This is a genomic window from Niallia laureatilytica (assembly GCF_046613985.1).
In the GTDB taxonomy this organism is placed as follows: Bacteria; Bacillota; Bacilli; order Bacillales; family Cytobacillaceae; genus Niallia.
The window spans coordinates 115,129-137,390 of record NZ_JBKKHP010000006.1 but is presented as its reverse complement, the minus strand read 5'-3'; the positions used below and the strand labels follow the sequence as shown (position 1 = coordinate 137,390).

30 protein-coding genes are annotated in these 22,262 nt (G+C 35.9%); 11 read left to right on the top strand and 19 right to left on the bottom strand.

Going from position 1 to position 22,262, the window contains the following annotated elements:
- Positions 1-70 precede the first annotated feature (70 nt).
- Entirely contained in the window at positions 71-952 is an 882-nt protein-coding gene (locus ACLIJJ_RS16055) for a LysR family transcriptional regulator (protein WP_411411279.1), read from the bottom strand.
- A gap of 112 nt (positions 953-1,064) precedes the next feature.
- Between ACLIJJ_RS16055 and ACLIJJ_RS16050 the strand changes: the two genes are divergently transcribed.
- On the top strand, positions 1,065-1,514 hold the full coding sequence (locus ACLIJJ_RS16050) for a rhodanese-like domain-containing protein (protein WP_237942471.1): 450 nt from the start codon (positions 1,065-1,067) through the stop codon (positions 1,512-1,514).
- A gap of 211 nt (positions 1,515-1,725) precedes the next feature.
- Here ACLIJJ_RS16050 and ACLIJJ_RS16045 read toward each other — a convergent pair whose 3' ends face one another.
- The 6 genes from ACLIJJ_RS16045 to modA all read right to left on the bottom strand — a co-directional run bounded on the left by ACLIJJ_RS16045 (position 1,726) and on the right by modA (position 6,490).
- Positions 1,726-2,424: a hypothetical protein gene (locus tag ACLIJJ_RS16045; RefSeq protein WP_251647923.1), complete on the bottom strand. Its 699-nt coding sequence runs from the start codon at positions 2,422-2,424 to the stop codon at positions 1,726-1,728.
- A gap of 674 nt (positions 2,425-3,098) precedes the next feature.
- Complete coding sequence (locus ACLIJJ_RS16040) at positions 3,099-3,698, bottom strand: histidine phosphatase family protein (protein ID WP_251647921.1); 600 nt, start codon at positions 3,696-3,698, stop codon at positions 3,099-3,101.
- A 250-nt stretch (positions 3,699-3,948) separates the two neighbouring features.
- Entirely contained in the window at positions 3,949-4,584 is a 636-nt protein-coding gene (locus tag ACLIJJ_RS16035; RefSeq protein ID WP_233315467.1) for a LysE family transporter, read from the bottom strand.
- 138 nt (positions 4,585-4,722) lie between these two features.
- Complete coding sequence (locus ACLIJJ_RS16030; protein ID WP_233315468.1) at positions 4,723-4,938, bottom strand: hypothetical protein; 216 nt, start codon at positions 4,936-4,938, stop codon at positions 4,723-4,725.
- A gap of 80 nt (positions 4,939-5,018) precedes the next feature.
- Positions 5,019-5,675: a molybdate ABC transporter permease subunit gene (modB, locus tag ACLIJJ_RS16025; RefSeq protein WP_411411278.1), complete on the bottom strand. Its 657-nt coding sequence runs from the start codon at positions 5,673-5,675 to the stop codon at positions 5,019-5,021.
- Positions 5,676-5,680: 5 nt separating this feature from the next.
- Positions 5,681-6,490 carry a molybdate ABC transporter substrate-binding protein gene (gene modA / locus ACLIJJ_RS16020; RefSeq protein WP_411411277.1) on the bottom strand — a complete coding sequence of 270 codons (810 nt, stop codon included), beginning with the start codon at positions 6,488-6,490 and terminating at the stop codon, positions 5,681-5,683.
- Positions 6,491-6,639: 149 nt separating this feature from the next.
- Here modA and ACLIJJ_RS16015 point away from each other — a divergent pair, with 149 nt between their 5' ends.
- On the top strand, positions 6,640-7,563 hold the full coding sequence (locus tag ACLIJJ_RS16015; RefSeq protein ID WP_237942465.1) for a substrate-binding domain-containing protein: 924 nt from the start codon (positions 6,640-6,642) through the stop codon (positions 7,561-7,563).
- A 39-nt stretch (positions 7,564-7,602) separates the two neighbouring features.
- Here the strand turns inward: ACLIJJ_RS16015 and ACLIJJ_RS16010 are convergent, their stop codons facing one another.
- Entirely contained in the window at positions 7,603-8,145 is a 543-nt protein-coding gene (locus tag ACLIJJ_RS16010; protein ID WP_411411276.1) for an RBBP9/YdeN family alpha/beta hydrolase, read from the bottom strand.
- A gap of 37 nt (positions 8,146-8,182) precedes the next feature.
- Complete coding sequence (locus ACLIJJ_RS16005; RefSeq protein ID WP_411411275.1) at positions 8,183-8,599, bottom strand: hypothetical protein; 417 nt, start codon at positions 8,597-8,599, stop codon at positions 8,183-8,185.
- 115 nt (positions 8,600-8,714) lie between these two features.
- On the opposite strand from ACLIJJ_RS16005, the gene ACLIJJ_RS16000 reads away from it, so the two are divergent.
- The 3 genes from ACLIJJ_RS16000 (at position 8,715) to ACLIJJ_RS15990 (ending at position 11,105) form a co-directional block, all read left to right on the top strand.
- On the top strand, positions 8,715-9,230 hold the full coding sequence (locus ACLIJJ_RS16000; RefSeq protein WP_233315474.1) for a CBO0543 family protein: 516 nt from the start codon (positions 8,715-8,717) through the stop codon (positions 9,228-9,230).
- A 241-nt stretch (positions 9,231-9,471) separates the two neighbouring features.
- Positions 9,472-10,548, top strand: a complete 1,077-nt coding sequence (locus tag ACLIJJ_RS15995; RefSeq protein WP_411411274.1) for a saccharopine dehydrogenase family protein — start codon at positions 9,472-9,474, stop codon at positions 10,546-10,548.
- Between the two features lie 77 nt (positions 10,549-10,625).
- Positions 10,626-11,105, top strand: a complete 480-nt coding sequence (locus ACLIJJ_RS15990; RefSeq protein WP_411411273.1) for a hypothetical protein — start codon at positions 10,626-10,628, stop codon at positions 11,103-11,105.
- Positions 11,106-11,135: 30 nt separating this feature from the next.
- On the opposite strand, the gene ACLIJJ_RS15985 is transcribed toward ACLIJJ_RS15990, so the two are convergent.
- Both ACLIJJ_RS15985 and ACLIJJ_RS15980 read right to left on the bottom strand, forming a co-directional pair.
- Positions 11,136-11,402, bottom strand: coding sequence for an HPr family phosphocarrier protein (locus tag ACLIJJ_RS15985; protein ID WP_233315477.1), 267 nt, complete (start codon positions 11,400-11,402; stop codon positions 11,136-11,138).
- A 38-nt stretch (positions 11,403-11,440) separates the two neighbouring features.
- Positions 11,441-12,613 (bottom strand): MFS transporter, encoded by a 1,173-nt coding sequence (locus ACLIJJ_RS15980; RefSeq protein WP_237942457.1) that lies wholly within the window; start codon positions 12,611-12,613, stop codon positions 11,441-11,443.
- A 230-nt stretch (positions 12,614-12,843) separates the two neighbouring features.
- On the opposite strand from ACLIJJ_RS15980, the gene ACLIJJ_RS15975 reads away from it, so the two are divergent.
- On the top strand, positions 12,844-13,731 hold the full coding sequence (locus tag ACLIJJ_RS15975; RefSeq protein WP_411411272.1) for a LysR family transcriptional regulator: 888 nt from the start codon (positions 12,844-12,846) through the stop codon (positions 13,729-13,731).
- 67 nt (positions 13,732-13,798) lie between these two features.
- On the opposite strand, the gene ACLIJJ_RS15970 is transcribed toward ACLIJJ_RS15975, so the two are convergent.
- The 5 genes from ACLIJJ_RS15970 to ACLIJJ_RS15950 all read right to left on the bottom strand — a co-directional run bounded on the left by ACLIJJ_RS15970 (position 13,799) and on the right by ACLIJJ_RS15950 (position 16,881).
- Positions 13,799-14,839, bottom strand: a complete 1,041-nt coding sequence (locus tag ACLIJJ_RS15970; RefSeq protein ID WP_233315480.1) for an NAD(P)-dependent alcohol dehydrogenase — start codon at positions 14,837-14,839, stop codon at positions 13,799-13,801.
- Positions 14,840-14,981: 142 nt separating this feature from the next.
- The gene (locus ACLIJJ_RS15965; RefSeq protein WP_233315481.1) at positions 14,982-15,221 is read right to left on the bottom strand and encodes a hypothetical protein; all 240 of its coding nucleotides are present in this window, start codon (positions 15,219-15,221) and stop codon (positions 14,982-14,984) included.
- A gap of 29 nt (positions 15,222-15,250) precedes the next feature.
- Positions 15,251-15,391, bottom strand: coding sequence for a hypothetical protein (locus ACLIJJ_RS15960; RefSeq protein ID WP_233315482.1), 141 nt, complete (start codon positions 15,389-15,391; stop codon positions 15,251-15,253).
- A 111-nt stretch (positions 15,392-15,502) separates the two neighbouring features.
- Entirely contained in the window at positions 15,503-16,279 is a 777-nt protein-coding gene (locus tag ACLIJJ_RS15955; RefSeq protein WP_411411271.1) for an AraC family transcriptional regulator, read from the bottom strand.
- A gap of 23 nt (positions 16,280-16,302) precedes the next feature.
- Entirely contained in the window at positions 16,303-16,881 is a 579-nt protein-coding gene (locus tag ACLIJJ_RS15950; protein ID WP_233315484.1) for a LysE family translocator, read from the bottom strand.
- A gap of 164 nt (positions 16,882-17,045) precedes the next feature.
- Between ACLIJJ_RS15950 and ACLIJJ_RS15945 the strand changes: the two genes are divergently transcribed.
- The 4 genes from ACLIJJ_RS15945 (at position 17,046) to ACLIJJ_RS15930 (ending at position 18,704) form a co-directional block, all read left to right on the top strand.
- Positions 17,046-17,360 (top strand): ArsR/SmtB family transcription factor, encoded by a 315-nt coding sequence (locus tag ACLIJJ_RS15945; protein WP_233315485.1) that lies wholly within the window; start codon positions 17,046-17,048, stop codon positions 17,358-17,360.
- 82 nt (positions 17,361-17,442) lie between these two features.
- A complete protein-coding gene (locus ACLIJJ_RS15940; protein WP_233315486.1) occupies positions 17,443-17,871 on the top strand; it encodes a DMT family transporter in 429 nt (142 codons plus the stop codon).
- A gap of 12 nt (positions 17,872-17,883) precedes the next feature.
- Entirely contained in the window at positions 17,884-18,351 is a 468-nt protein-coding gene (locus ACLIJJ_RS15935) for a DMT family transporter (protein WP_233315487.1), read from the top strand.
- 230 nt (positions 18,352-18,581) lie between these two features.
- On the top strand, positions 18,582-18,704 hold the full coding sequence (locus tag ACLIJJ_RS15930; RefSeq protein WP_267913362.1) for a hypothetical protein: 123 nt from the start codon (positions 18,582-18,584) through the stop codon (positions 18,702-18,704).
- Between the two features lie 57 nt (positions 18,705-18,761).
- Here ACLIJJ_RS15930 and paiA read toward each other — a convergent pair whose 3' ends face one another.
- Positions 18,762-19,277, bottom strand: a complete 516-nt coding sequence (gene paiA, locus ACLIJJ_RS15925) for a spermidine/spermine N(1)-acetyltransferase (RefSeq protein ID WP_341080575.1) — start codon at positions 19,275-19,277, stop codon at positions 18,762-18,764.
- Positions 19,278-19,402: 125 nt separating this feature from the next.
- On the opposite strand from paiA, the gene ACLIJJ_RS15920 reads away from it, so the two are divergent.
- The gene (locus tag ACLIJJ_RS15920; protein WP_251647906.1) at positions 19,403-20,038 is read left to right on the top strand and encodes a YczE/YyaS/YitT family protein; all 636 of its coding nucleotides are present in this window, start codon (positions 19,403-19,405) and stop codon (positions 20,036-20,038) included.
- 43 nt (positions 20,039-20,081) lie between these two features.
- Here the strand turns inward: ACLIJJ_RS15920 and ACLIJJ_RS15915 are convergent, their stop codons facing one another.
- Both ACLIJJ_RS15915 and ACLIJJ_RS15910 read right to left on the bottom strand, forming a co-directional pair.
- Positions 20,082-21,308 (bottom strand): TolB family protein, encoded by a 1,227-nt coding sequence (locus tag ACLIJJ_RS15915; RefSeq protein WP_411411270.1) that lies wholly within the window; start codon positions 21,306-21,308, stop codon positions 20,082-20,084.
- A gap of 112 nt (positions 21,309-21,420) precedes the next feature.
- Positions 21,421-22,191 (bottom strand): TerC family protein, encoded by a 771-nt coding sequence (locus tag ACLIJJ_RS15910; RefSeq protein ID WP_233315491.1) that lies wholly within the window; start codon positions 22,189-22,191, stop codon positions 21,421-21,423.
- Between the last annotated feature and the right edge of the window lie 71 nt (positions 22,192-22,262).

The window sequence follows — 22,262 nt, the reverse complement described above, 5'->3', positions numbered from 1 at the left end:
ATAAAAAAACATCCTCCATGATTAGGTGCTAGTAATACGGTTATTAAATCATGGAAGTTTCAAAAAAACTTTACTGAGGAAACCTAGACTTTTTTGCAAAGAGATTTATGAAGTATTGATAGACAGGAATGTCAGAGCTGCTTTTCCGATAAAGTAATTGGCTGTAAAAATGGAAATTTTCATCCTGAAAAGGAATCCCGGTAACTTGATCATGGTCTTCCATACTAAACTCAGGCAAGAAGCCGATTCCCCATTTATTCTGAACCGCTTTTTTAATTGTTTCAATGCTGCTTAGCTCCATAGATAAGGTAAATTCAATATGATTTTTTTGTAACTGGTTCAATATATAAGCTCTGTATGTACAGCCTTCTTCTGTTAGAATAACTGTTTCATCCTTAAAGTCTTCCAACGTAAATAATGACTTTCCTGTATAAATATGATCAAGAGGTAATACGACTTTCATTTTTTGTTTTTCAATAGAGAGACTGTTGATTCTTTCTGACACAAATGGTTTATCAATTATTAGTCCAAAATCTAGTTCTTTATTATAAATTTTTTCAATTATTACTGCTTCTGTATCAGGAATGATTTGCACTTTTACATCAGGATACTGCTTTTTAAATTCGGATAATATTGCGGGCAGTTCATAAATTGCTAACGATTCAATCGACCCAATTCTTATCGTTTTTACTTCTTGGTTATGTAATCTTTGCTGTGATTCATCAAATAATGCGAGCATTTTCTCTGCATAGCTATAAAGAAGCTCACCTGATGGAGTTAATTTCATTAATTTCCCATGTCTTTCTAATAAGCGCGTTCCCCCATAAAGTGCCTCCAGCTTTTGAATATGGGTTGTAACACTTGATTGTGCATAGTCCAATACATACGCAGCGCGTGTATAATTGCCGCTTTTCACAACTTGAATAAATGTTTTGAAGTATAACAGCTCCATCTTCTCACACCCTAACTATCAGTATTATTGATAGTATAAATCAATAACTATCAGATCAGCGAATACTTTTTCCATTTATACTGAAGAAGAAATCAACTAAGGAGGAATTATTTTGAAAAAAGAACCTAGATATTCATTAACATTGGACATTCAGCCAAGTGAACCAGAAGCAGCCTATGCTCATTTTATGAAAAAACTATCCTTTGAGGCAGATGTTGCTGATTTATTAATTGATTTGAAAAAGGGATACCAAGGCCTGACTGTTATTGATGTTAGAGATGAATTGGCTTATGAAGAATGTCATATTACGGAGGCTATTTCTTTTCCAGGAAATAAAATATCTGATCGTACTGTTGGTACACTACCTAAAGATAAACTAATCGTAGTTTATTGTTGGGGACCAGCTTGCAATGGTGCAACAAGAGCATGTGCTAAACTGTCCAAATTAGGATTTAAAGTTAAAGAATTGATCGGCGGGCTTGAATACTGGCGGAAAGAAGGCGGCGCAGTAAGCGGGACATTAGGTGAAAAAGCGCCTATGTATTGGGCTCATAAACATTAACTCCTGTTCCCCATATAAAGTTAGAAGGAACCTTAAAATATTATTCTAAGGTTCCTTTATGCACAGTCATCTTAACAACTTATGACCATACTTTATCAAGAAGTTTTTTCAAATATTTCGGGGATTCATTATTTGCTTATTAACAACATTACATGTCTACCTTGATTTAAAAAGGACCTCATAGATTCAGCAATTTTTCTATAAGTGGTAGTTATCTATATTCATATATTGCCCAAGGCAGCCACAAAACTGGTTCGGTTTCTACTTCCTCATCATTACAATAATGACAATAGCTGATTGCTTCTTCTAAAGAGCTGATAAAGCCATTTTCATTTAAAGTAAATCTAAAGTTCTCTTTAAAATCCTTTTCCAGTCCGTTGCACAAATAGGTGTGAAATTTCCCACTTTCGAATCCAAGGATTTCATAGCCCAACATCTTACAATCTGCTTTTGACATCAAATTTTTATTTAAAAGCTTCTTTTCTAGTACATATTGGTTTTCTTCCGGTTTAGTTTCAGATTCTTCTTCTGCAATAAACTCATGTACCAATCCTTCTGGCAAACCAATACCAAAAATTTTGGTATCCTGTAAATTACTCAAATATTTCTGTTTATATTTTCTAGCAACAGCCACAGTTGTAAATAGATTTGGATAAGTAATTTCACCTAATTCAAACATTTCTTCAACCTCTGCTTCTAAATGATAGTAAGTATTTTCAGATATTCGCAGTTTTTCACTATATTCTTTTTTGCTCTTTTTAGAACTAGCCCATAAGATATTTATATCAGGATGAATATCACATAGACATTCACTCGCTGAGTATATTAGCTCTGGAATAACTTCTTTATCTAAATATTCAGGCCGTTCTGATGAGGAAATAATATAATACCCACCTAAAATATGTCTCATATCACATACTCCTTGCCTCTGACATGTTAGTAATTCTTTAAAATCCTTTTTAATATAAAGATAATCAGTCACTTCATCATTAATAAAGAGCTAACTAAAATGAAATTTTAATAATTACTCAGCTACAGTAATGACAAATTCAAGGCTGGTCGGTTTTCTTTTAAATGGTTCATTGTATTCCTTGAACAGGAATTTAATTTTTGACATATCGTCAGGGAGGGGCGGTGACACTATGTACTGATAAGATATATGTCCATTTGAACCTCCTCCTACTCTAATTTATAATTCGACTTTAACATATAATGGGTATTTATTAAAACTAATACTAAGGTGAGTATTTACCTAAAGTTCACACAAATATGAACCTACCATGACCTGATATTACTGATAATATATTATTTTTTCTTTCAAGCTAATATTTCTGTTCCCATAGTTCCCTTTAAGGCAGCTTGTGTAATGTAGACAGTATGAGGGCATTCCTTTATAGTAACCTTGAAATATAAATACAACCCCTGACATCACAGGAGTTCTTATATCTCTTTTTCTGTTTTTTGCAGTTCACTGATAAATAAGTCATATAGAGCTGTGGATGGTTCCTAATGATACTACCACCATACGCAATAATTTTTTCAAAACAAAAAAGACACCCAACTACAGGGTGTCTTCACATGAATTTAAGAAACAACTGGTAATTCACCTTTTACATCACTAACGTTCTGGTTGATAATTTCCACTAGTTTAAATTCTTTGTTTTCATATTCAAACTTCATGATGCAGCAATTTCCAATTTTCTGTAGCTGATTGATCGTGCTTGTATGTTCCCAAACTCTCATAAAGTTTCGGCATGCTCCCCCATGGGATACTGCCAACACTACTTCATTATCTTCTTCCATTATTTTTTGACATGTCTCAGCCATTCTTTGCTGTACTTCCTTCTGGTCTTCTCCTCCGTACTGTACAAAGAAATCATTGTAAGGCAAAGGCGGATTTAAATCTTCACTTTCTCCTTCAAATGTCCCAAAATTCCATTCCTTTAACCCTTTTAATCTTGTATATGGTAAATCTGTAATAATCTCTAATGTGTCACTTGCTCTTTCTGAGGTGGAGCAATAAGCTTGATCGAAGACAATATTTTGCTCTTTAAAATAAGCTGCAGCAGCCTCTGCTTGCTTAATCCCCAATTCTGTTAGCGGTGAATCACACCAGCCTTGTACTTTTTTTCGTAAATTAAACAATGTTTGACCATGTCTCATTAAATATAATGTCTTTTTCACGTGTATCCCCCTCTTTTTTATAAAGAACATCTTTTTAGTCAATAGCATTTCAACTACCTTATTAAAATTATCCTCTAAATCGAAAAAAAGCGTTATCATAATTCTCTTAAATCATTGCCTAAAACTCTCAAAGTACATCTTAATAACACTTTCCCTATATCTTTATTTACGTTAAAATCTAAAAATGACAAATAAGCATGAAAAAGACAGCTGCAATTGTTAGCAGCTGTCTTTACCTTTACATTACCTTTTAAGAAAAAAGCGACTGAATACCTATGTAGAATTCATATAAGAAATAAAACCCAAATCCAAATAATAAAATGCCTGCAATGATGGAAGTCCATTTAATCATTTGGCGGTTCATTATTTTTCTGGTGAAAGACACAATTGTCAGTAAGCCAATATCGTGTAATAAAATGCCTGAGATAATTCCTAGCGCTACAATAATAAAGCTGTTTGAATCACTGCCTTCATATGAATCTGCTAAAACAGCTCCAAATACCGAAATCCAAAACACTAAATTCCCAGGAGAAACAGCTACAAGCAGACCATTACGATATGTTTTGAAAAGTGATTTATTAGCTTTCTCCCCTGCCATTGTTATATCTTTATCGGCATTTTTTATGGAATCATAGGCTAGAAAGAATAAGAAAATCGCCCCGACTATCCATAATGGCATTTGAATAAAAGGAATCGCCAAAACTTTTGCTAATCCAAAATACAGGGCAAATATTAAGATCAGATCAACTGTCATTCCGCCAATACCAACTGCCCAGCCATGCATAAAACCATTTTTCAAACCTTGCTTTGTCATTTCAACTGTAATTGCACCTACTGGCATTGCAATAGCAAGTCCCACCATTACATAAGCAAAATACAAACTCACATAAACACTTCTTTCAACTTAAAGAATAGCTTCTTACGTCCGTTTTATATGCATTATTATACATAACATTCAATAAAAATAAAAGATTAATAGACAAATTAAAGAAAAAACCAGTTAGTTTATACTAACTGGTTAAAATTATCTTCTAAATGTTACCGGCAAATTTGGTCCTAAATAAGGAAAAAAAGGATGTGCCCCTGGAGGTCTTGGAGCAATATTATATTGTTGCCCTCCTAACATATAGTGATATGGTGTGACTCCAAGCAGCTTTTGATTCCAAGCTCCATATGATGGATTCGGAAAGTTTTGATAAAGTGCACCACCATTTAACCCAGTAATAATACTCGGATGCATAATAATTCCTCCTTACAGTTTGTTTATTATATGCTGCCGAGGCTAATTACGCTTAAGTACAAATAAGGGCGATATATCCTTTAAGACCTTATAAAATATACAACTGCCAACATAAAAAACGAAATAACTATTATACTCGTTACCCACAGCCAAGCCATGTCCATATTGCCTGAATCAATAGCAACATAGATAGCTGTTGGGATTGTTTGTGTTTTTCCTGGGATATTGCCAGCAAACATTAAGGTTGCTCCGAATTCCCCTAATGCTCTTGCAAAGCTCAAGATTGCTCCAGACACAATTGACTTTAAGGTGAGCGGAATGGAAATAAACATCATTAAACGTAATTCACCGGCCCCATCCACACGTGCTGCATTTTCTATATCTGCATCAATCGCTTCAAAGCCTGTTCTGGATGACTGATACATAAGAGGAAATGCAACAACTGTAGAAGCAATCACTGCTGCCCACCAAGTAAACATTATCGGCTGATTAAAAACCCATTCGATAAATTGACCTGCCGGGCTGTTCCGGCCAAAAATAATAATTAATAAAAAACCTACCACCGTTGGAGGCAGTACTAAAGGTAAAAGCAAAATTGTATCAACTAATACTTTTCCCTTAAATTTTCTGCCTGCCATCAGTTTCCCGAATATTATTCCAAATACAATGACAAATAATGTTGAAACAGCTGCAATTTCAATTGATAATATAACAGGTGCTAAAAAGTCAGCAGTCATCTTTTTTACTTCATCCCTTTAAAACCATATTGTTCTAATATTTTTAAGGAATTAACACCTTGCAAATAGTCATAGAAGGTCTTTGCTTGTGCATAGTAAGTACTATTTTTGATCACCCCTGCTGGATAAATAATCGGATCATGGCTACTTTCCTCTGCAGTTGCAGCTATTTCCACTTTATCGGAAGTTAATGCATCTGTTTTATATACAATCCCGGCGTCCACATTATTTGTTTCAACATATGTAAGTACTTGGCGCACATCTTTGGCGTAAATCACTTTATCCTCTAACTTAGTCCAAAGATTTAAACTTTCTAATGTATCCTTACCGTATTGTCCTGCAGGCACAGATTCAGGCGTACCAAGAGCTATCTTACCTGTCTTTGTTAAATCTTCAAAGCTCTTAATCCCTTTATCCAAATCTCTAGGGACTACCAATACAAGTTCATTTCCAACTAAATCTGTACTGTCACTCTTTTCCATAAGTCCATCATCCACCAAAATCTGAAATTTATCTTCTGCTGCCGAGACAAATACGTCAACAGGTGCTCCTTGGGAGATTTGCTGCTGCAATGCTCCTGATCCGCCAAAATTAAAATGGAGGATTATGTTTGGGTTTTCCTTTTCAAAGTCTGCTTTAATATCAGTCAAAGCATCTTGCAAACTCGCAGCAGCAGAGACCGTCAATTCCACTTTATCTTGACTAGCATCTTGTTTATTACTATTTTCTGCAGTCGTTTTGTCGTTTGCTGAACACCCGCTAAGGATAATCAATAGCAAAAGCACACTTAATACGGAACGATAGTAATTCTTCATTTTTTATCCCCTTCTTATAATTAGTTATAATTGATTATAACTAATTATAACTAATTGCTAAATCGAAAATTGTGAAAACTTTTAGAAATTTTTATTTACTTAATTATTTTTTTAACGATTACGTTAAAATATTAATGGAGGGGTGCACAATGTCAAAAGAATTTTCTTATACGATTGAAGAGGTATCTCAACTATTAAAAGTTTCCAAGCTTACCTTATATGATATGGTTAAAAAAGGAGATATCCCAGTTTTCCGTGTTGGGAGGCAGATGAGGATTGATTCAAGAGATTTAGATGTTTATATAAATAACCATAAAACAAAACAAACTTCGAACCTTTCTGTAACTGTACCGAAAGGCGAAACTGATGCGAAAACCATTGTAATAAGCGGACAAGACATGGTTCTTGATATTCTGAGTAAATATATGGAGAAACACTCATCTTATCAAGCATTGCGTTCCTACACGGGAAGCTTAAACAGCCTGATTTCCATGTACAATGGCAAAGGAGATATTGTTAGTTTACATATGTTTGACGGAGATACTGGAGACTATAATGTTCCTTATTTAAAAAAAATATTAGTCGGACGCCCCCTTATTTTACTTAATCTCTTATCAAGAAAAGCAGGCTTTTATGTTCAAAAGGGCAATCCGTTAAGCTTGACTGCTTGGACAGATTTACAGCGAAAAAACATAAAAATCGTCAATCGTGAGAAAGGTTCAGGAGCACGCATTCTCCTTGATGAACAGCTCAGAATAAACAATATCCTTTCAAGTGAGGTAAATGGATATGATAAGGAAGAATCGAACCATTATAGTGTAGCAACAGCTGTTGCAAATGGAATGGCTGATGTTGGGGTTGGAATTGAAAAAGCCGCAAAAATGGTCGGAATCGACTTTGTACCGTTAATATCAGAAAGCTACGATTTAGTTATGTTAAAAACTCCTGAAAATGAACCGTTAATCCAGACAATAAAAGATATTTTAAACTCTGCCCACTTTCGGGATGAAATACAACTTTTAAGAGATTATGATATTTCTAGAACTGGAGATATTGTTTATGAAACATTTTAAAGGAGACTGCATTTTTTGCAGTCTCCTTTTTAATGTCTATCAAAGCCACTGAGAACGGATGATATCCTTAACACAATTCATTTCAATTACACCCTCACCTGTAGTAAAATGCCCTCCATCAGGCAATAAAATAAATGGAATCCCTAATTTTTCTGCTAACACATTCGTTATCTGCCAATCAATTATCTGATCTGTTCTAGAGGATATTATAAAAGACTTTCCTAATAAATGCGTGATTTTGTTTAAATCTAAGTTATCCATATAATTATCGAATTGTGGAAAATCTTTAATTGCTTGTGCAAATCCTGATACAAACACCGCTCCCTTTATCTGTATATGATGACGAAGAAGAAATCTTAAAAAAGTAACACAACCTAAACTATGACATACAAAATACGCATCTTGCGCATTGCTGACAGCTCGGTCTAAGTCACTGTCCCATTGTTTTACATCTGCAACTGAGGCAGTCGTGTATTCCACTACTTGTATCTCTAAAAAATCTTTAAAGTTTTGTTTAATATCAGCAAGCCAATTTATATCAGGTGAGCCGCCGAATCCATCTATCAAATATAGTTTATCCAAGATTATTCTTCTCCTTTTATGCCGTTGTGTCTTTTATTTATTTCTCCTCTATAAGTATTTCAAACAGTTCTGCCGACCTTTTATCGTCGCTGTTTAGTTGCATATATTGGTTTTCAGAAGATGGGATAATAAATTCTACTTTATCTTTCTCGTCATTTAGCCAAATATCATAGCTTAATGATTTAATTTCTGTGTCAGAATCATCAGACTGCGCACTGTATCTGTAATCTGCTGGGCGTATATCTATACTTCCGTTATTCCATTCTAATCCGCCTACAATCTGATTCACTCTTTCAATCTGCTTTTGTTTAGTGATCTTTTTGAATTCCTTGTAATCAGCATTTTCTCCTGCACGTTTTTCAACGACTATATAATATCTGTCATTACTTAAACAGCCGCTCAACAAAATTACTAATAAACCAAGACTTATGAAAAAACAGTTACTCTTTTTCAAAAAAAGCCCCCCTAACAATCGATTTAAAAAGCTGTAATCCAAATATTGCATAATAATATTTCTGTAAGCTGAAAATAAATACAAAATACATTTACTTAGGGGTTTTTATGCAATTATGCAAACAATGTTTGTTGTATTTTTTATCTTCATTAGTTTATTTTTTGGTGTTTGGAGACGTTTTAATGAATGGTATTCGACATTATTATTTTGGATAATTGGTGATTTGCTGTACGCTTCCCTACTTCATGATTTTAGAGTGTGGGAGTTTCACCCTGTCTGGGTTGATCACTTTATTCTCCCTACCCACACATTAATTAGCACCGCAATCGCATTTTTTATTTATCCGTCTGTTATTGTTGTGTTCTTAGGACGATTTCCTTCTTCTTTCTTTCATAGAATTGGTTGGATTATATTATGGGCTGTGATTTTTGAAAGTATTGAAATAATTGCTTATGTGAATAAAAGTATTTTCCATCATTACGGCTGGACTCTTGGCTGGTCCTTTTTGTTTAACATCATTACTTTTTCTTTATTAGCTGTACATAAATGGAAACCTTGGGTCGCTTGGCTATTATCCTTATTAAGCATAAGCTCGCTATGGTTTATATTTCAGCCTCCCCTTCCTAAGTAATGGAAAGGGAGGGCGCTTACTTTATAGAGACTGCTCTTAATAGTACTAATAAAGTTGACTACTTGACCTTCCGATAATTCCACTAACTTCACCTCTTTCAACAAAAACCTACTAAGCACATATTAACACTTCCACACTTTTCCATAAATAAAAAATATCCCATGATTCTGGGATATTTTCTTAACTTACCTTTCTATACACTGTTCCTATAGTTATGGAAATTTAGAAAGGTGTGGTTTTTTTGGAAAGGAAAGATATTGTTATCGTTGGTGGTTATGGACATGTAGGAAGATTGATATGCAGTAAGTTAGGAGAAATTTATCCCGGCTATGTGTATGCTGCTGGCAGAAGCATGGAGAAAGCGGAAAGGTTTTCTGCATCAACAAATGGAAAGGTATTGCCGCTGTTACTAGATATCAATAAAGCTGTTCCTGCATCCTTACTGGCGAGTGTAAAACTCGTCATTGTTTGTCTGGAACAAGAAAATGCTCTATTTGCTACCACCTGCCTTCAAGCAGGGATTGATTATATCGATATTTCTGCATCATACCGGTTTTTAGCTGAAGTGGAACAGCTCCATGATTTAGCAGTTAACTCCAATGCTGCAGCGATGCTCAGTGTCGGGTTAAATCCGGGAATAACGAATCTACTGGCTAGTTGGATGGCAGAAAAAGTCGACCATACAGACGCAGTGGATATTTTCTTAATGCTCGGGTTAGGAGATACACATGGGCATGCTGCCATTGATTGGACAATACGGCAAGCAAAAACGGACTATTATAAATGGATAAAAGGTAAACAGGTGAAGTTGAAAAGCTTTGGCGGCATGAAGTCTGCCTATTTTGGTGAACAGCTTGGCTGGCGAAACGCTTATCATTTTGATTTTGCAGATCAACATGTTTTGCATCATACAATAGCAGTTGATGATGTCACCACTTATCTTTGTTTTGATTCACGCTTTGCAACTGGTGCTTTAGCCTTTTTGAAAGCAATTGGACTGATTCGTTTCCTGCCTATTCGCTTGTCTACAAAATTGTTAACTAGAATTTCAATTGGAAAGCCGATGTTTTGTGTAAAAATTACCGTTAGCGGACGTAAATCAGGGAAGCCAATCGTGTTAGAAACAGAGCTTTATGGGAAAGAAGAAGCAAAAATAACTGCATTGGTAACCGTATGGGCTGCTTGCTATATGTGTGAAAACAATTCCTGCACAGGTGTTTTCCACATGGAAGAAGTATTGGATTGGACTGCTCTTCAGGATGAATTAAAGAACTATATTATTTGGGAAGCTCCGCAACTTTTACAAAAGGAACAATGAACAAATTTTGCTAATTTATACAAATAACTGGAATAACTACTGTCTTTCTATCCAAACTATAGTAAAGGAGGGTTTATATGAAGAAAATCGGTAAATTCCAGGCGATTATGTGGAGTATTGCGTTACCAGGTTTCAGCCAATTATTAACTGGACATTTCTTTAAAGGTACATTATTTGTACTAACAGAGATTCTTATAAACGTATATAGTCATTTTAATACTTCCATTATGTACAGCTATTTAGGGGAATTCTCTAAAGCAGAAGAAGTAATCAATTATGAATGGTTATTATTTTATGCTTGTTTATATTTCTTCCCTATGTGGGATGCATATCAATACGAGATGCCTGCTGATGAACAATTGTCTTTTCTTCCCTTTTTATCTGCGGCTGCTTTCGTTACACTCGGCTTAATTTATTCTAGTAAGATTACTTTATTTGGCCAGTCACTCGGCCCTGTTTTTTTGCCAATGATGTTTGTAATTCCTGGGGTTGTTATTGGTTTTATTATTAGATACATACTGCTTAAGTTTTCCAATGAAAAAAGAAGTTATATCTAAATGAGATTAACTTCTTTTTCATTTTGGAAATCAGATTTCGGCATTTATTTCTTCTACTAGACAATACTTAAGCTTGCTAATGGCAGCCTGCTCATCTTCCCCATTTACAAATAAGGTAACTTTATCACCTTCTGCTACAGATAAGTCCATCACTTTCATTATATTTTTGCCATTGGCGGACCTTCCTTTTTTAGTCAGGATTATTTCGCTGCGAAAGGTCTGAGCTATTGCCACAAAAAGGGCAGCATTTCGCGCTTGAAGCCGATTTACTTCCACTGTAATCCTTGTTATTAACAAATGCTTTCCACCTGCCCATTTATAGTGCTTGTTAGATATTAACCAGCAAGCTGATTAGTTCTAGAACGATATTTATAGTTTCTTAGCAAGATTGAGATGGTCCCGAAAATTAATGATATAAAACCTACTAAGACTACATATTGAATTCCTAATTGAGCTATAAATAATCCGCCAGCAGCAGCGCCAATCGTTGTACCTAAATTACAAGCTGAAATAAATAATCCATTAGCAAAGTCTGGAGCTTCTGGTGAAGAGGACATGATCCAATATTGATTGATATTGCCGCCCACCCCAGCTAGAATTCCCCAAATAAACGTTATGATTGCCATTGGGATGGAGAAATGACCAAATAGGAACAACACCATATAAACAGCTCCTAATAAAAACGGAAATGCGATGACCGTTCTTCGAGCATTATTCGTCAACAGCTTTCCTGCTGTTATATTTCCAATAATATTGGCTGCACCGAATACAGTCAGCATAATAGTAATCGAGGCAGAAGACATGGATGTTACTGATGTTAAATATTCAGCAAGATAACTGTATACACCAAATATTGCAGAGTTAAGGAAAACGACTGCAATGATAGACTGCCAAGTAATCAGCTTTTTCAAGATCGCTAACTGTGAGCCGTATGAAAGCTTTTCTTTAACAGGCATGCTTGGCACGAATAAATATGTCGCAATAAACGCAACTATATTCACCGCAGCAAAGAACGACATCGCCAATTGTAATGACATACTGCCAGCAATAAAGCTTGCGACTGGCACACCAATGACCATTCCGGCAGATACTCCTATGAATACTTTAGCAACAGCTTTAGGTGCTTCTTCTTTACGGACCGAAGCACCTGCTACCGAAAACGCTAATGAACAATAAATAGGATGGAACAGCGCAGGTACAACTCTAGCAGCTAATGCAATGGTAAAATTAGTAGTAAAGATGGACACAATGTTACCGATAATGAAAACTCCAAGCACAAGTAGCATTACTTTTTTTCGGTCTAAGCCTGAAAAAAATAATGGCATTGTCGGCCCAGAAACTGCGATAACAAGGGCAAAGAGACTAACCAGCAGGCCTGCTTTTGAGACACTGACACTAAAGTGATCAGCAAGAGCAGGCAATATTCCGATAACCCCCATTTCTGTATTGATAATGCCAAATACACCGATGGTTAATATCATGATAAGCAATTTATTATTCTTGACCAAAATTACACCTCAAACTTTCTGAATTTCAAAACACAAAACCCCGTAATGATGACTACTTTGTTGGCAATTACGGACATTTTTTTATGTTCCCTTCATATGTGATTTAATCATTTGCTTTTATTTTAGCTTCGATTTTCACATATAACCAATACTTATATCTCATATCTAGAAATGCCTGTTAAGCATTTCTGGATACATGTATACTTAAACATAATGAAGGGGGAATACAGATGGAAATAAGGGTGTTACGCTACTTCCTCGCAATTGCCAGGGTTGGTAATATCACAGCTGCTTCAGACCTGCTGCATGTTACACAGCCGACTTTATCAAGACAAATGAAAGATTTGGAAAAGGAATTAGGAAAAAAATTGTTTATTCGCAGCAGTCACAGTATCATTCTTACAGAAGAAGGCATTTTGCTGCGAAACAGAGCAGCAGAAATTGTTAACATGGTCGATAAATTGGAATCGGAATTTCATTCAATGGAGGAAACTATTAGCGGAGATGTTTATATCGGCGGCGGTGAAACGGATGCGATGAGATGGATTGCCCGTGTAATTAACGACGTAAAGTTAAAGTATCCTAATATACGCTATCATCTTTACAGCGGAAACGAGGACGATGTTACAGATCGGCTTGACAAAGGGCTGCTCGATTTTGGCATCCTAATTGAACCTGCAGATATATCCAAATACAACTATATGAATATCCCAGCTAAGGACGTTTGGGGTGTTGTTATGCGCAAAGACAGTCCTCTCGCTGATAAACCGGCAATACGAGCAGCTGAACTTTTGGAGCTGCCTTTAATATGTTCACGACAGGCTATCAAACAGACATACTCGACAAATAAATTTGCAGACTGGTTCGGTGAAGATTTTGATAAATTAAATATTGTCACAACATATAATCTTGCCTATAATGCCGCCATTATGGTGGATGAAGGGATTGGTTATGCGGTTACTATTGATAAAATAGTGAATACATCGAGTGATAGCAATTTATGCTTTAGACCGCTAGAGCCTAACCTTGAATCTGGTTTAAATATTGTGTGGCGCAAGCATCAAGTTTTTTCTGAAGCTGCTAATGTCTTTATTAAAGCTATCCAAGCGAAATTTTAAAGCTTTCTGATAAAATTTGTAAACAGCTAAAAAGGATGCCCCTTTGGGACATCCTTCACTCAAAAAATCACATGGTGCTTGTATCAATAACGAATCGATATTTTACATCAGAAGCTAAAACACGTTGATATGCTTCGTCAATTTCATCTGCAGAGATAATTTCAATATTAGGAACAATATTATGCTCCGCACAGAAGTCGAGCATTTCTTGTGTTTCTCGGATACCGCCAATCATAGAACCAGCAAATGAACGGCGATGGCCGATTAAAGACATCACATTTAGTGACAAAGGCTCGCCAGGTGCGCCAACATTCACCATTGTACCATCAAGGGTTAACAAAGAGAAATACGCATCAAGGTCAAGCTTTGCACTTACTGTATTGATAATAAGGTCAAATTTTCCAGCAAGCTTCTCAAATGTAGCTGGATCGCTAGTAGCATAATAATCAGCTGCCCCAAATTGTAAGCCGTCTTCTTTTTTGTTCAATGTTTGAGATAAAACAGTAACCTCAGCACCCATCGCATGGGCAATTTTCACAGCCATATGACCAAGTCCGCCTAACCCAACAACGGCTACTTTTTTACCTGGTCCAGCATTCCAGCGATTCAGTGGTGAATAAGTTGTAATTCCTGCACATAGCAGCGGTGCTGCCACATCTAATTCAATATTATCAGGAATTCGGACAACAAAATCTTCTATTACAACGATATGTGTAGAATAGCCACCTTGTGTAGGCTCGCCATATTTATCTACACCAGCATAAGTAGGGATATTTCCTTTCAGGCAGTATTGTTCCTCTCCTTTTTGGCAGTTTTCACACTCGCCGCAAGAATCAACCATACACCCGACTCCAACGCGGTCACCTACTTTATATTTTGTTACTTCCGCTCCGATTTCCGTAACAATACCAGCAATCTCATGACCTGGAACAAGAGGGTAATTTACAGGACCCCATTCGCCGTGGGCAGTATGAATGTCAGAGTGACATATACCTGCATATTTAATTTCAATTAAAACATCATGTAAATCAAGGTCCCGTCTCTTAATTTCTGCCGCTCTGAACGGTTTGTCTGGACCATCAACTGCTCGCGCTTTAGCTGTTGTCATGTTTCTTAGCCTCCTAGTAGTTTCATTTTTTTTAACATTACTAGAATACGCCTTCTAGTTAACTCTAAGTCAAGTAAAAAGACTAAAAAAAACACCTGAACGTTATATAAATTAGTTCAAGTGAATTTATTGCATGTGTATATCAACCCAGTCCTTCTATTAAAGTACCTAAATTATCTAAATCCTGTGTGATATTTAAGATAATCACAAATCTCCACTCTTTATTAATTTTGCCTAGCTTAACTACTTGGTGGACTTCAATCTGATCATTAGAATAAGTTCTGTGAGAATCACAAATCTCGTATAAAGTTGCTGCAAAATTTGTATTGTTCCAATCTCTAATTTCTAACGAAACATATTCTTGGCTTTTTTTAAGATTCATTTTTAACTCCTATTAAGGTTATTGCCTTGCTAAAATAAAATTTTGTATCCAATGATGATAATGATGATTCCGATAACAATAAAGCCACCGATGGTAGGACTGCCATACAGCGCTCGATTCCAACTGTCGTCTGTTTCAATTTTACTTTTCTCTTCATCATTATTTTTCAAAAAAGCCCTCCTATCCATTTCTTCATAATCCGGTAATGTTACATACGTTTATTCATCAGATAAGTTTCATCCTCCTCATGCATAAAAAAACTGTTAGACAAAGTCTAGCAGTCAATTTAAATTAGACAAATATTCATATGCTGTCGTTCCATAGACACTTTTAAAATGTTTATTTAAATGAGGTAAATCTACAAAACCGCATTCTGCTACAGCAGCATAGATATCTCTCTTTCTTTCTATTAACTGCTTTGCTTGTTCTAGCTTGCTGTTTAGAAAGTATTGATATGGGGAGATTCCTGTATGAGCATTGAATATTCGGATAAATTGATATTTTGATAAATCAAGCTCACCGCTTATATCGTCAAGCTTAGGAACGGCCAGTAAGTTATCACGAAGCATCTCCTTTGCTTTTCTTATCAGAACATTATCTTTTTTATATTCTTGAGAGAGGTTTGTTTGAACAAGACTGTCTGTTAGCGACAGCAGCAACTCACTGCAGACAGCTTCCCCTTTTTTATTAAGAATAGCATTAGCTAGTCTTATAACTTTTTGCTGAAGGATTTTATCGTATACAATAGGTGTTGAAAACTTGATTATTTCCTTTTTCTCCGATACCTCTAAGAACAGTTGTGGATCGATATAAAGCATCACATAATCAAGGCCTGCATCATCATGTGCCATCCCGTCATGAGCTTGTTCTGGATTAAAAAACATGACGCCGCCTTTATGGGACAACTGCAAACTGCCATCTAAATGATATCGTTGAATGCCGCGTAATGTGACCCCTATTGCATACTCTTTATGAGCATGCTTTTTATAGGTAAACTCATACATACTGGCTGCTAAGGCAGTTATGCCAGCTGATTTTTTATAAATAAATTTCTCCACTGCAACCACCCCTTTTTTCTCTGCTAAAACCACATCATTCCAGCGGCGTATACTAGAAATAAAGCCATTAGAAGATTGACTGCCTTTTTATGTTTTTGCAAAAAGGCTTTAAATATTGCGCCGAAAAGCACCCAAGTAATAAAGGCTAAAAAACCGATGAAAGTAATACCGGCTATACTTGTCATCAATGCTGATGCTGACTGGAAATACGGCATGATATAGCTTGGAATAATGGTCATCGTAAACAGAATTACTTTAGGATTTACAAATTGCATGATAAATCCAGATAAAAACGTGCCTGTATTATTTATTAAATTGCCTTTTGCTGAATCACTTTTATATATTTGCACTGCCAGATAAATCATGTATAAGCTGCCGATAATCTGCATCACCATTAAAAGCTTGGGTATGATTGTATAAAGCACAGAGTTCAGAAAAGCAGATACAACAAGCAGTAGGCCGAACGCAACCGTTGCTCCATATGTATATTCCATTGCCTTTCTAGTACCAAAATTGTGCACTGTTGATAAAATAACGATATTAGTAGGACCTGGTGTGAATGTTACGATAAAGCAGTATATTATAAATGATGTAATATTCATGAGGGAACTCCTTTCCTTTTGTCCTTATGAATATTACATCTATGTTTATAATGTATATAGTATATTATTGCAGATATTAACTCATTTACTCAATAAAAGGCCGTTAAGCATTTCTTATAAAAGTAAAAATTGACATATCTAAAAAAACCGATATAATCGGTACCATGGAACCTATTCATGTATTTAAAGCACTCTCTAATGAAACAAGATTGAATATTTTAGAGTGGCTGAAGGAACCTGAGAAGCATTTCCCAAAACAAGGCGCTCATTTGCCTAAGGAGGTAAGCTACAAAGGCGGAGTTTGTGTTGGGGATATTCAAGAAAAGGCTAAAGTTTCTCAATCTACCGTTTCTAGCTACTTAAACATGATGCAAAAAGCTGGACTGCTTGACTCTATTCGTCATGGTCAATGGACATACTACAGGCGAAATGAGGAGTTTATTCAACAGCTAGCAAAGTATTTTCAAACAGAAATCTAACTTTGCATGGATTTCTGTTTTTTTAAGACTCTATATCTATATTTCTAGATATATAATTATTCAAAAAAGGAGAACTGATTTTATGCGCTATCTTTCTTATTTGTTAGCCCTTCTGGCTGGAGCAGCGCTCAGCTTTGAAGGAGCTATTTATGCTGAACTGGGAAAAACAATTGGACAAATAGAAACAAGTTTTTATAACTTCTTTATGGGCTCTATTATTATGGGGCTATTATGGATTTTCTTTGGTAAAGGAGATCTTTCTTATACATTAAAAGCACCTAAGTGGACATTGCTTGGCGGCGGATTAGGTGTCGTTTATTTAACTGCTATTGTTATTAGTGTTCCATACGTCGGTGTTGGAATCTCAATGGTTGCAGTCATCATCGGACAACTGGTGATGAGCATGGTAATTGAGCATTTCGGATGGCTTGGCAGTAAAAAGACTAAAATTAACAAGGAAAAGATATTTGCCGTAATCTCTATGATTATCGCACTTATATTAATAAACTAGGAGGTTATCAATTTGGGGTTATTTATGATTTTATTCACATTAATCGGCGGTATCACACTAAGCGCTCAATCTTCTATCAATGGTACATTCAGCCGCAAAGCAGGCACAATTGAAACTACTTTTTTAACTTTTCTAACTGGAACCTTGTTTCTTACTGTTTTCATTATCTTTTTTGGACATGGGGATATTCTTGCACTTTTAGAAGCACCTAAGTGGCAATTAAGTGCAGCCTTTTTAGGCACAGCCTATTTGCTGCTGACTGTTATCGCCGTTCCTCGAATTGGGGTAATCGCAACAAATATCGCGGGGATTGCCGGTCAACTAGTAATTGGAGTGATAATTGATCATTTTGGCTGGTTCAATAGTTTAGTTATTGAATTGGATATGAAACGGGCCTTTGCATTACTATTTATGATTATTTCTTTATACTTCATCTATAAAGGCAATAAGCGTTCGAATGAAGAAGCACAAAATTCTTAACAACCTGATAAAAGGTGGTGTTCCTAACAATAGGAACACCATCTTTTTTTGATATATCAGCTATATATAAAATTGCACTGCAAGATAATTCAGTGTGTACAGCATATCAATACACCGTCAGGACATAATCGTTCCGCTTAAAGGAAGATCCATACCATATAATAATTTTTAATATAATAAGACAAGTAGCAAGAGCTGTTCGTACTTCCCTTCTCGTAGACGAAAAACACATGCAACCAAAGATGGTGTTAGATGACCCTATACAAGGAATTAATGATGTTTATCTTGTCGTTGGATTGCTGCCGAATGGAGCAAAATACAGAGACTGCTTTCTAAAAGTGCTGAAGCGTTAAAAGACTAAGCAAAAGAGAAATGAACGTTATTCTTGTTCATTTCTCTTTTGCGCCTTATTAAAGTGTTTTACACATGATAAAGTCAGTCTGTTCTTCATCACCCATATAAAAGGAATGAGCTCCCTTTTGCCTAAATCCCATTTTCTTATAAAAGGCTATAGCATTTTCATTTTTTTCCCAGACGCCAAGCCATATTTTCTTTTTATTGTTTTCTCTGGCAATATCAAGTGCTTTTTGGAAAAGAACCTTCCCAAGTCCGTGTTTTTGAAATCGGCTTTTGATATAAATCCTTTCGATTTCAAGTGACTCAGTCCCCATTTCCTCAGTTTGTGCGTCATTCGTATTTACCTTTAAATATCCAGCCAATTCCTTATCTAAATATAGAAAGAAAAATTGGGATGAAATGTTGGACAGCTCTTTCTCTAACTGCTCTAAAGTAAATGCTTTATCTAAATAGTTCTTCATATTTTCAGGTGAATTTTGGTCTTTAAATGTTTCATTAAAGGTTTCATAACTGATTTCTCGAAGCTTTTGTAAATCTTTAACTGTACATATTTTAAGTTCTAATGTCATTTGAATGCTGCTCCTTTTATTTATAATAAGCCCACTAATTTTATTGCAAATGCAATAAAGATATCTTATATTAAATATAATGTATTTTTGTTGCATTTGCAATAAAATCTCAAGGAGGCAATCATGTGAAATATGTATTTTATGTAATAGGGATATTTATTTTAACCTGTGGAATTTCCTTAACGATTCAATCGAATCTTGGAACTTCACCTTTTGACGCCCTTTTAGTTGGCTTATCTCAAAATATAGGGCTAACTGTCGGCAGCTGGGAATTTATCTTAGCAATTATCTTGATTTTATTTAACTCCTTGTTAAAAAGACAGCAGCCTGAAGCTTTAGGATTGGTAACAGCTTTTATAACTGGAATTGGCATCGATTTATGGCTGTTTTTATTGCACGGTTTAATAACACCTGAAATTTGGTATAGCCAATTGATTTGTTTTATTAGCGGCTTAATTGTGATTGGATTTGGAACCGCCATATATTTACACACAAACTTCGCTCCAATTCCAGTCGATCGGTTAACATTAATTATTCAGGAACTAACTAACACAACTATTTTTCTTTCGAGAACATTTATTTATTTAGTATTTTTAATTATTGCATTCAGTTTAGGTGGACCAATTGGCATTGGTACGTTACTAACGGTTTGTTTAGGAGGACTTGTTCTGCAATACTTTATGCCAGCAGCGAAAAAAGTATTAAACAGGTTTATCGCAGATTCTAATCCGTCTACACATGATAAAAAGCAGGCCATATAAAAAGACGTGAGACTTCTCCATACTCACGCCTTTTTACAAGCTGCTATAATTTATGCTTCTCTATATAAAAAACAGGTTCAGACTCAACATTTTTAATCCATATACTATCTTTGCCTTCAAGCCCTTCTCTAATCCAAACATTATTTTGCTCATTTTCCATATGCCGGACCCAAGTTATATAGCCATTAACGGCTTGAGGGGTATCATCTCGTTCCTTTTCTTTAGGTGCTGTCAATTGCTTTTGGTCATTAGACTTCAAATGAATGGAATAAAGGCTAGTATACATTGTAGGTACCGGGCCTTCCTTCCATTCTTTATTTTCCTTAGAACGAGCAACAATCACTACATCAGGAGAATACCATGACAAATCCAAGTCAACATCCCCCTTTGGTGTATAAACTTTCTGTCCGATAAAAGCAGGCATTTCTGCGATGGTTGTCCGCTTATTTTCAACGAGAAATCTTCCTTCGCCAGAAATATAGGCAAGCTGATTTTTATTCGGGGCCCAATTAAACCAATCCTGATTGTTCAGCATTTTGCCGACCTCTTGAAAACGTTCTCCCTTTGCTGTAATAACACATAATGAATTACTGTCATTGGACCAGGATGCTGTCGGAATAGCCAGAAAGCTAAGCCACTTTCCATCATCACTCCACTTAAACTCCTCTGCCGTTATTGCAAATAAATCTTTATTAGTCAGGATTGTAAAAAAGGGATGAATCTTTTCTTGTTGTAAGTTTGCATCAGCTGCAACTTTAAATAATTCAATGGGGCCCCAACCTGTCGGTAATAAATTGGATTGAGAAGACACAATAAATTCTTTGCCGTTCGGAAACCATTCAAATCCGCTGACACCTAAAGAAACGTTCTCAAACATTTCAGGCCGTCCGTTTTTTATTTTAGTGACGTTTAATATTCCTTGATCATTATAAGCTAACTGATTATTATTTGGTGACCATTTGTAATCCGTTGCACTCACTTGCACATATGGTTGATAGCTTTCGTTTTTGACCATATCATAAATATACAGATCAGACTTTTCACCTTGCTCATGCCCATCTATATACGCAATAAAACGGCCATCAAAGGACCATTTAGGGTTGTATACATGCTGAGAATAGGTGAGCTGTCTTTCTTCACTTCCCTCCTTCACCCACAGCTGATTGTTTCGCACAAATGCAGCTGTTAAAGGCACTTCCCCTGCGGCTCCAGCAGCAGTAGATAAACTAAAAAAAATAACAAAAAGAGATAAGAGCATTCGATAATTCATAACTAGTCCTCCATTCTGCTACTAAGATGCCCCGGGTTATTATTTCTAATGCTATAAAATACACTAAAAAAGCTCTACTCCCAAGTGGATAAGGGAATAAAGCTTTTGATTTTTAGGCAGGGTCTTTCTTAGCCTTATTTTTATTGTTTGGCGCAAACCAGCCGATTAATGCTACCGCTACTAATACTCCATAAAAGATTAACGTCCAGCCAGTGCTATGGGGAAAATGATGGTCCAGTACACCAATATCTTCGTGTGCCAGGGTAATTACGCTCAGCTTGACACCGACCCAAGCTACAATTACATATGCTGTTGTTTCTAATGCAGGTCGCTTATCAAGCAGCTGTACAAACCATGTGGCTGCATATTTAATTAAAACTAGGCCGGCAATCCCACCAAGAAGAACAACGAGAAACTGTCCTCCATCCATACCGCCGAACTCACCAAGCGGTGAATCAGGAAGGCCGAGGGCAAGAGCCACTGCCGCTAAAATGGAATCAATCGCAAAAACTAAATCTGCTAATGCAATCTTTCCCACAGTAGGTAAGAAGCCCTTTCCTTTAGCCTCTTCTTCCACTTCCGTATGCGGCTTTTCTTTCTTAAACCATGCCTTAAAGATATGCTTTAAGCCTAAATAAAGCAGATAAACGGCACCGATTGCCTGTACCTGCCAGACGTTTGCAATAAATGATATCGCAAACAGTGCTGCAAATCGAAAAATAAAGGCGATAATTATACCGTAATTTATTGCCCTTTTTTTCTCATCTTCAGGTAAATGCTTCGCAATTACTGCAAGAACCAATGCATTGTCAGCAGATAACAACCCTTCTAAGCCAATTAAAATCAACAATGCCCAAGCATATTCCAACCATATTGACTCCATTTTTTTCTCTCCTTTCTAATATGTATTATGTGAAAGGTTTAAGCTGACAATAAAGAAAATTAAATAAGTCT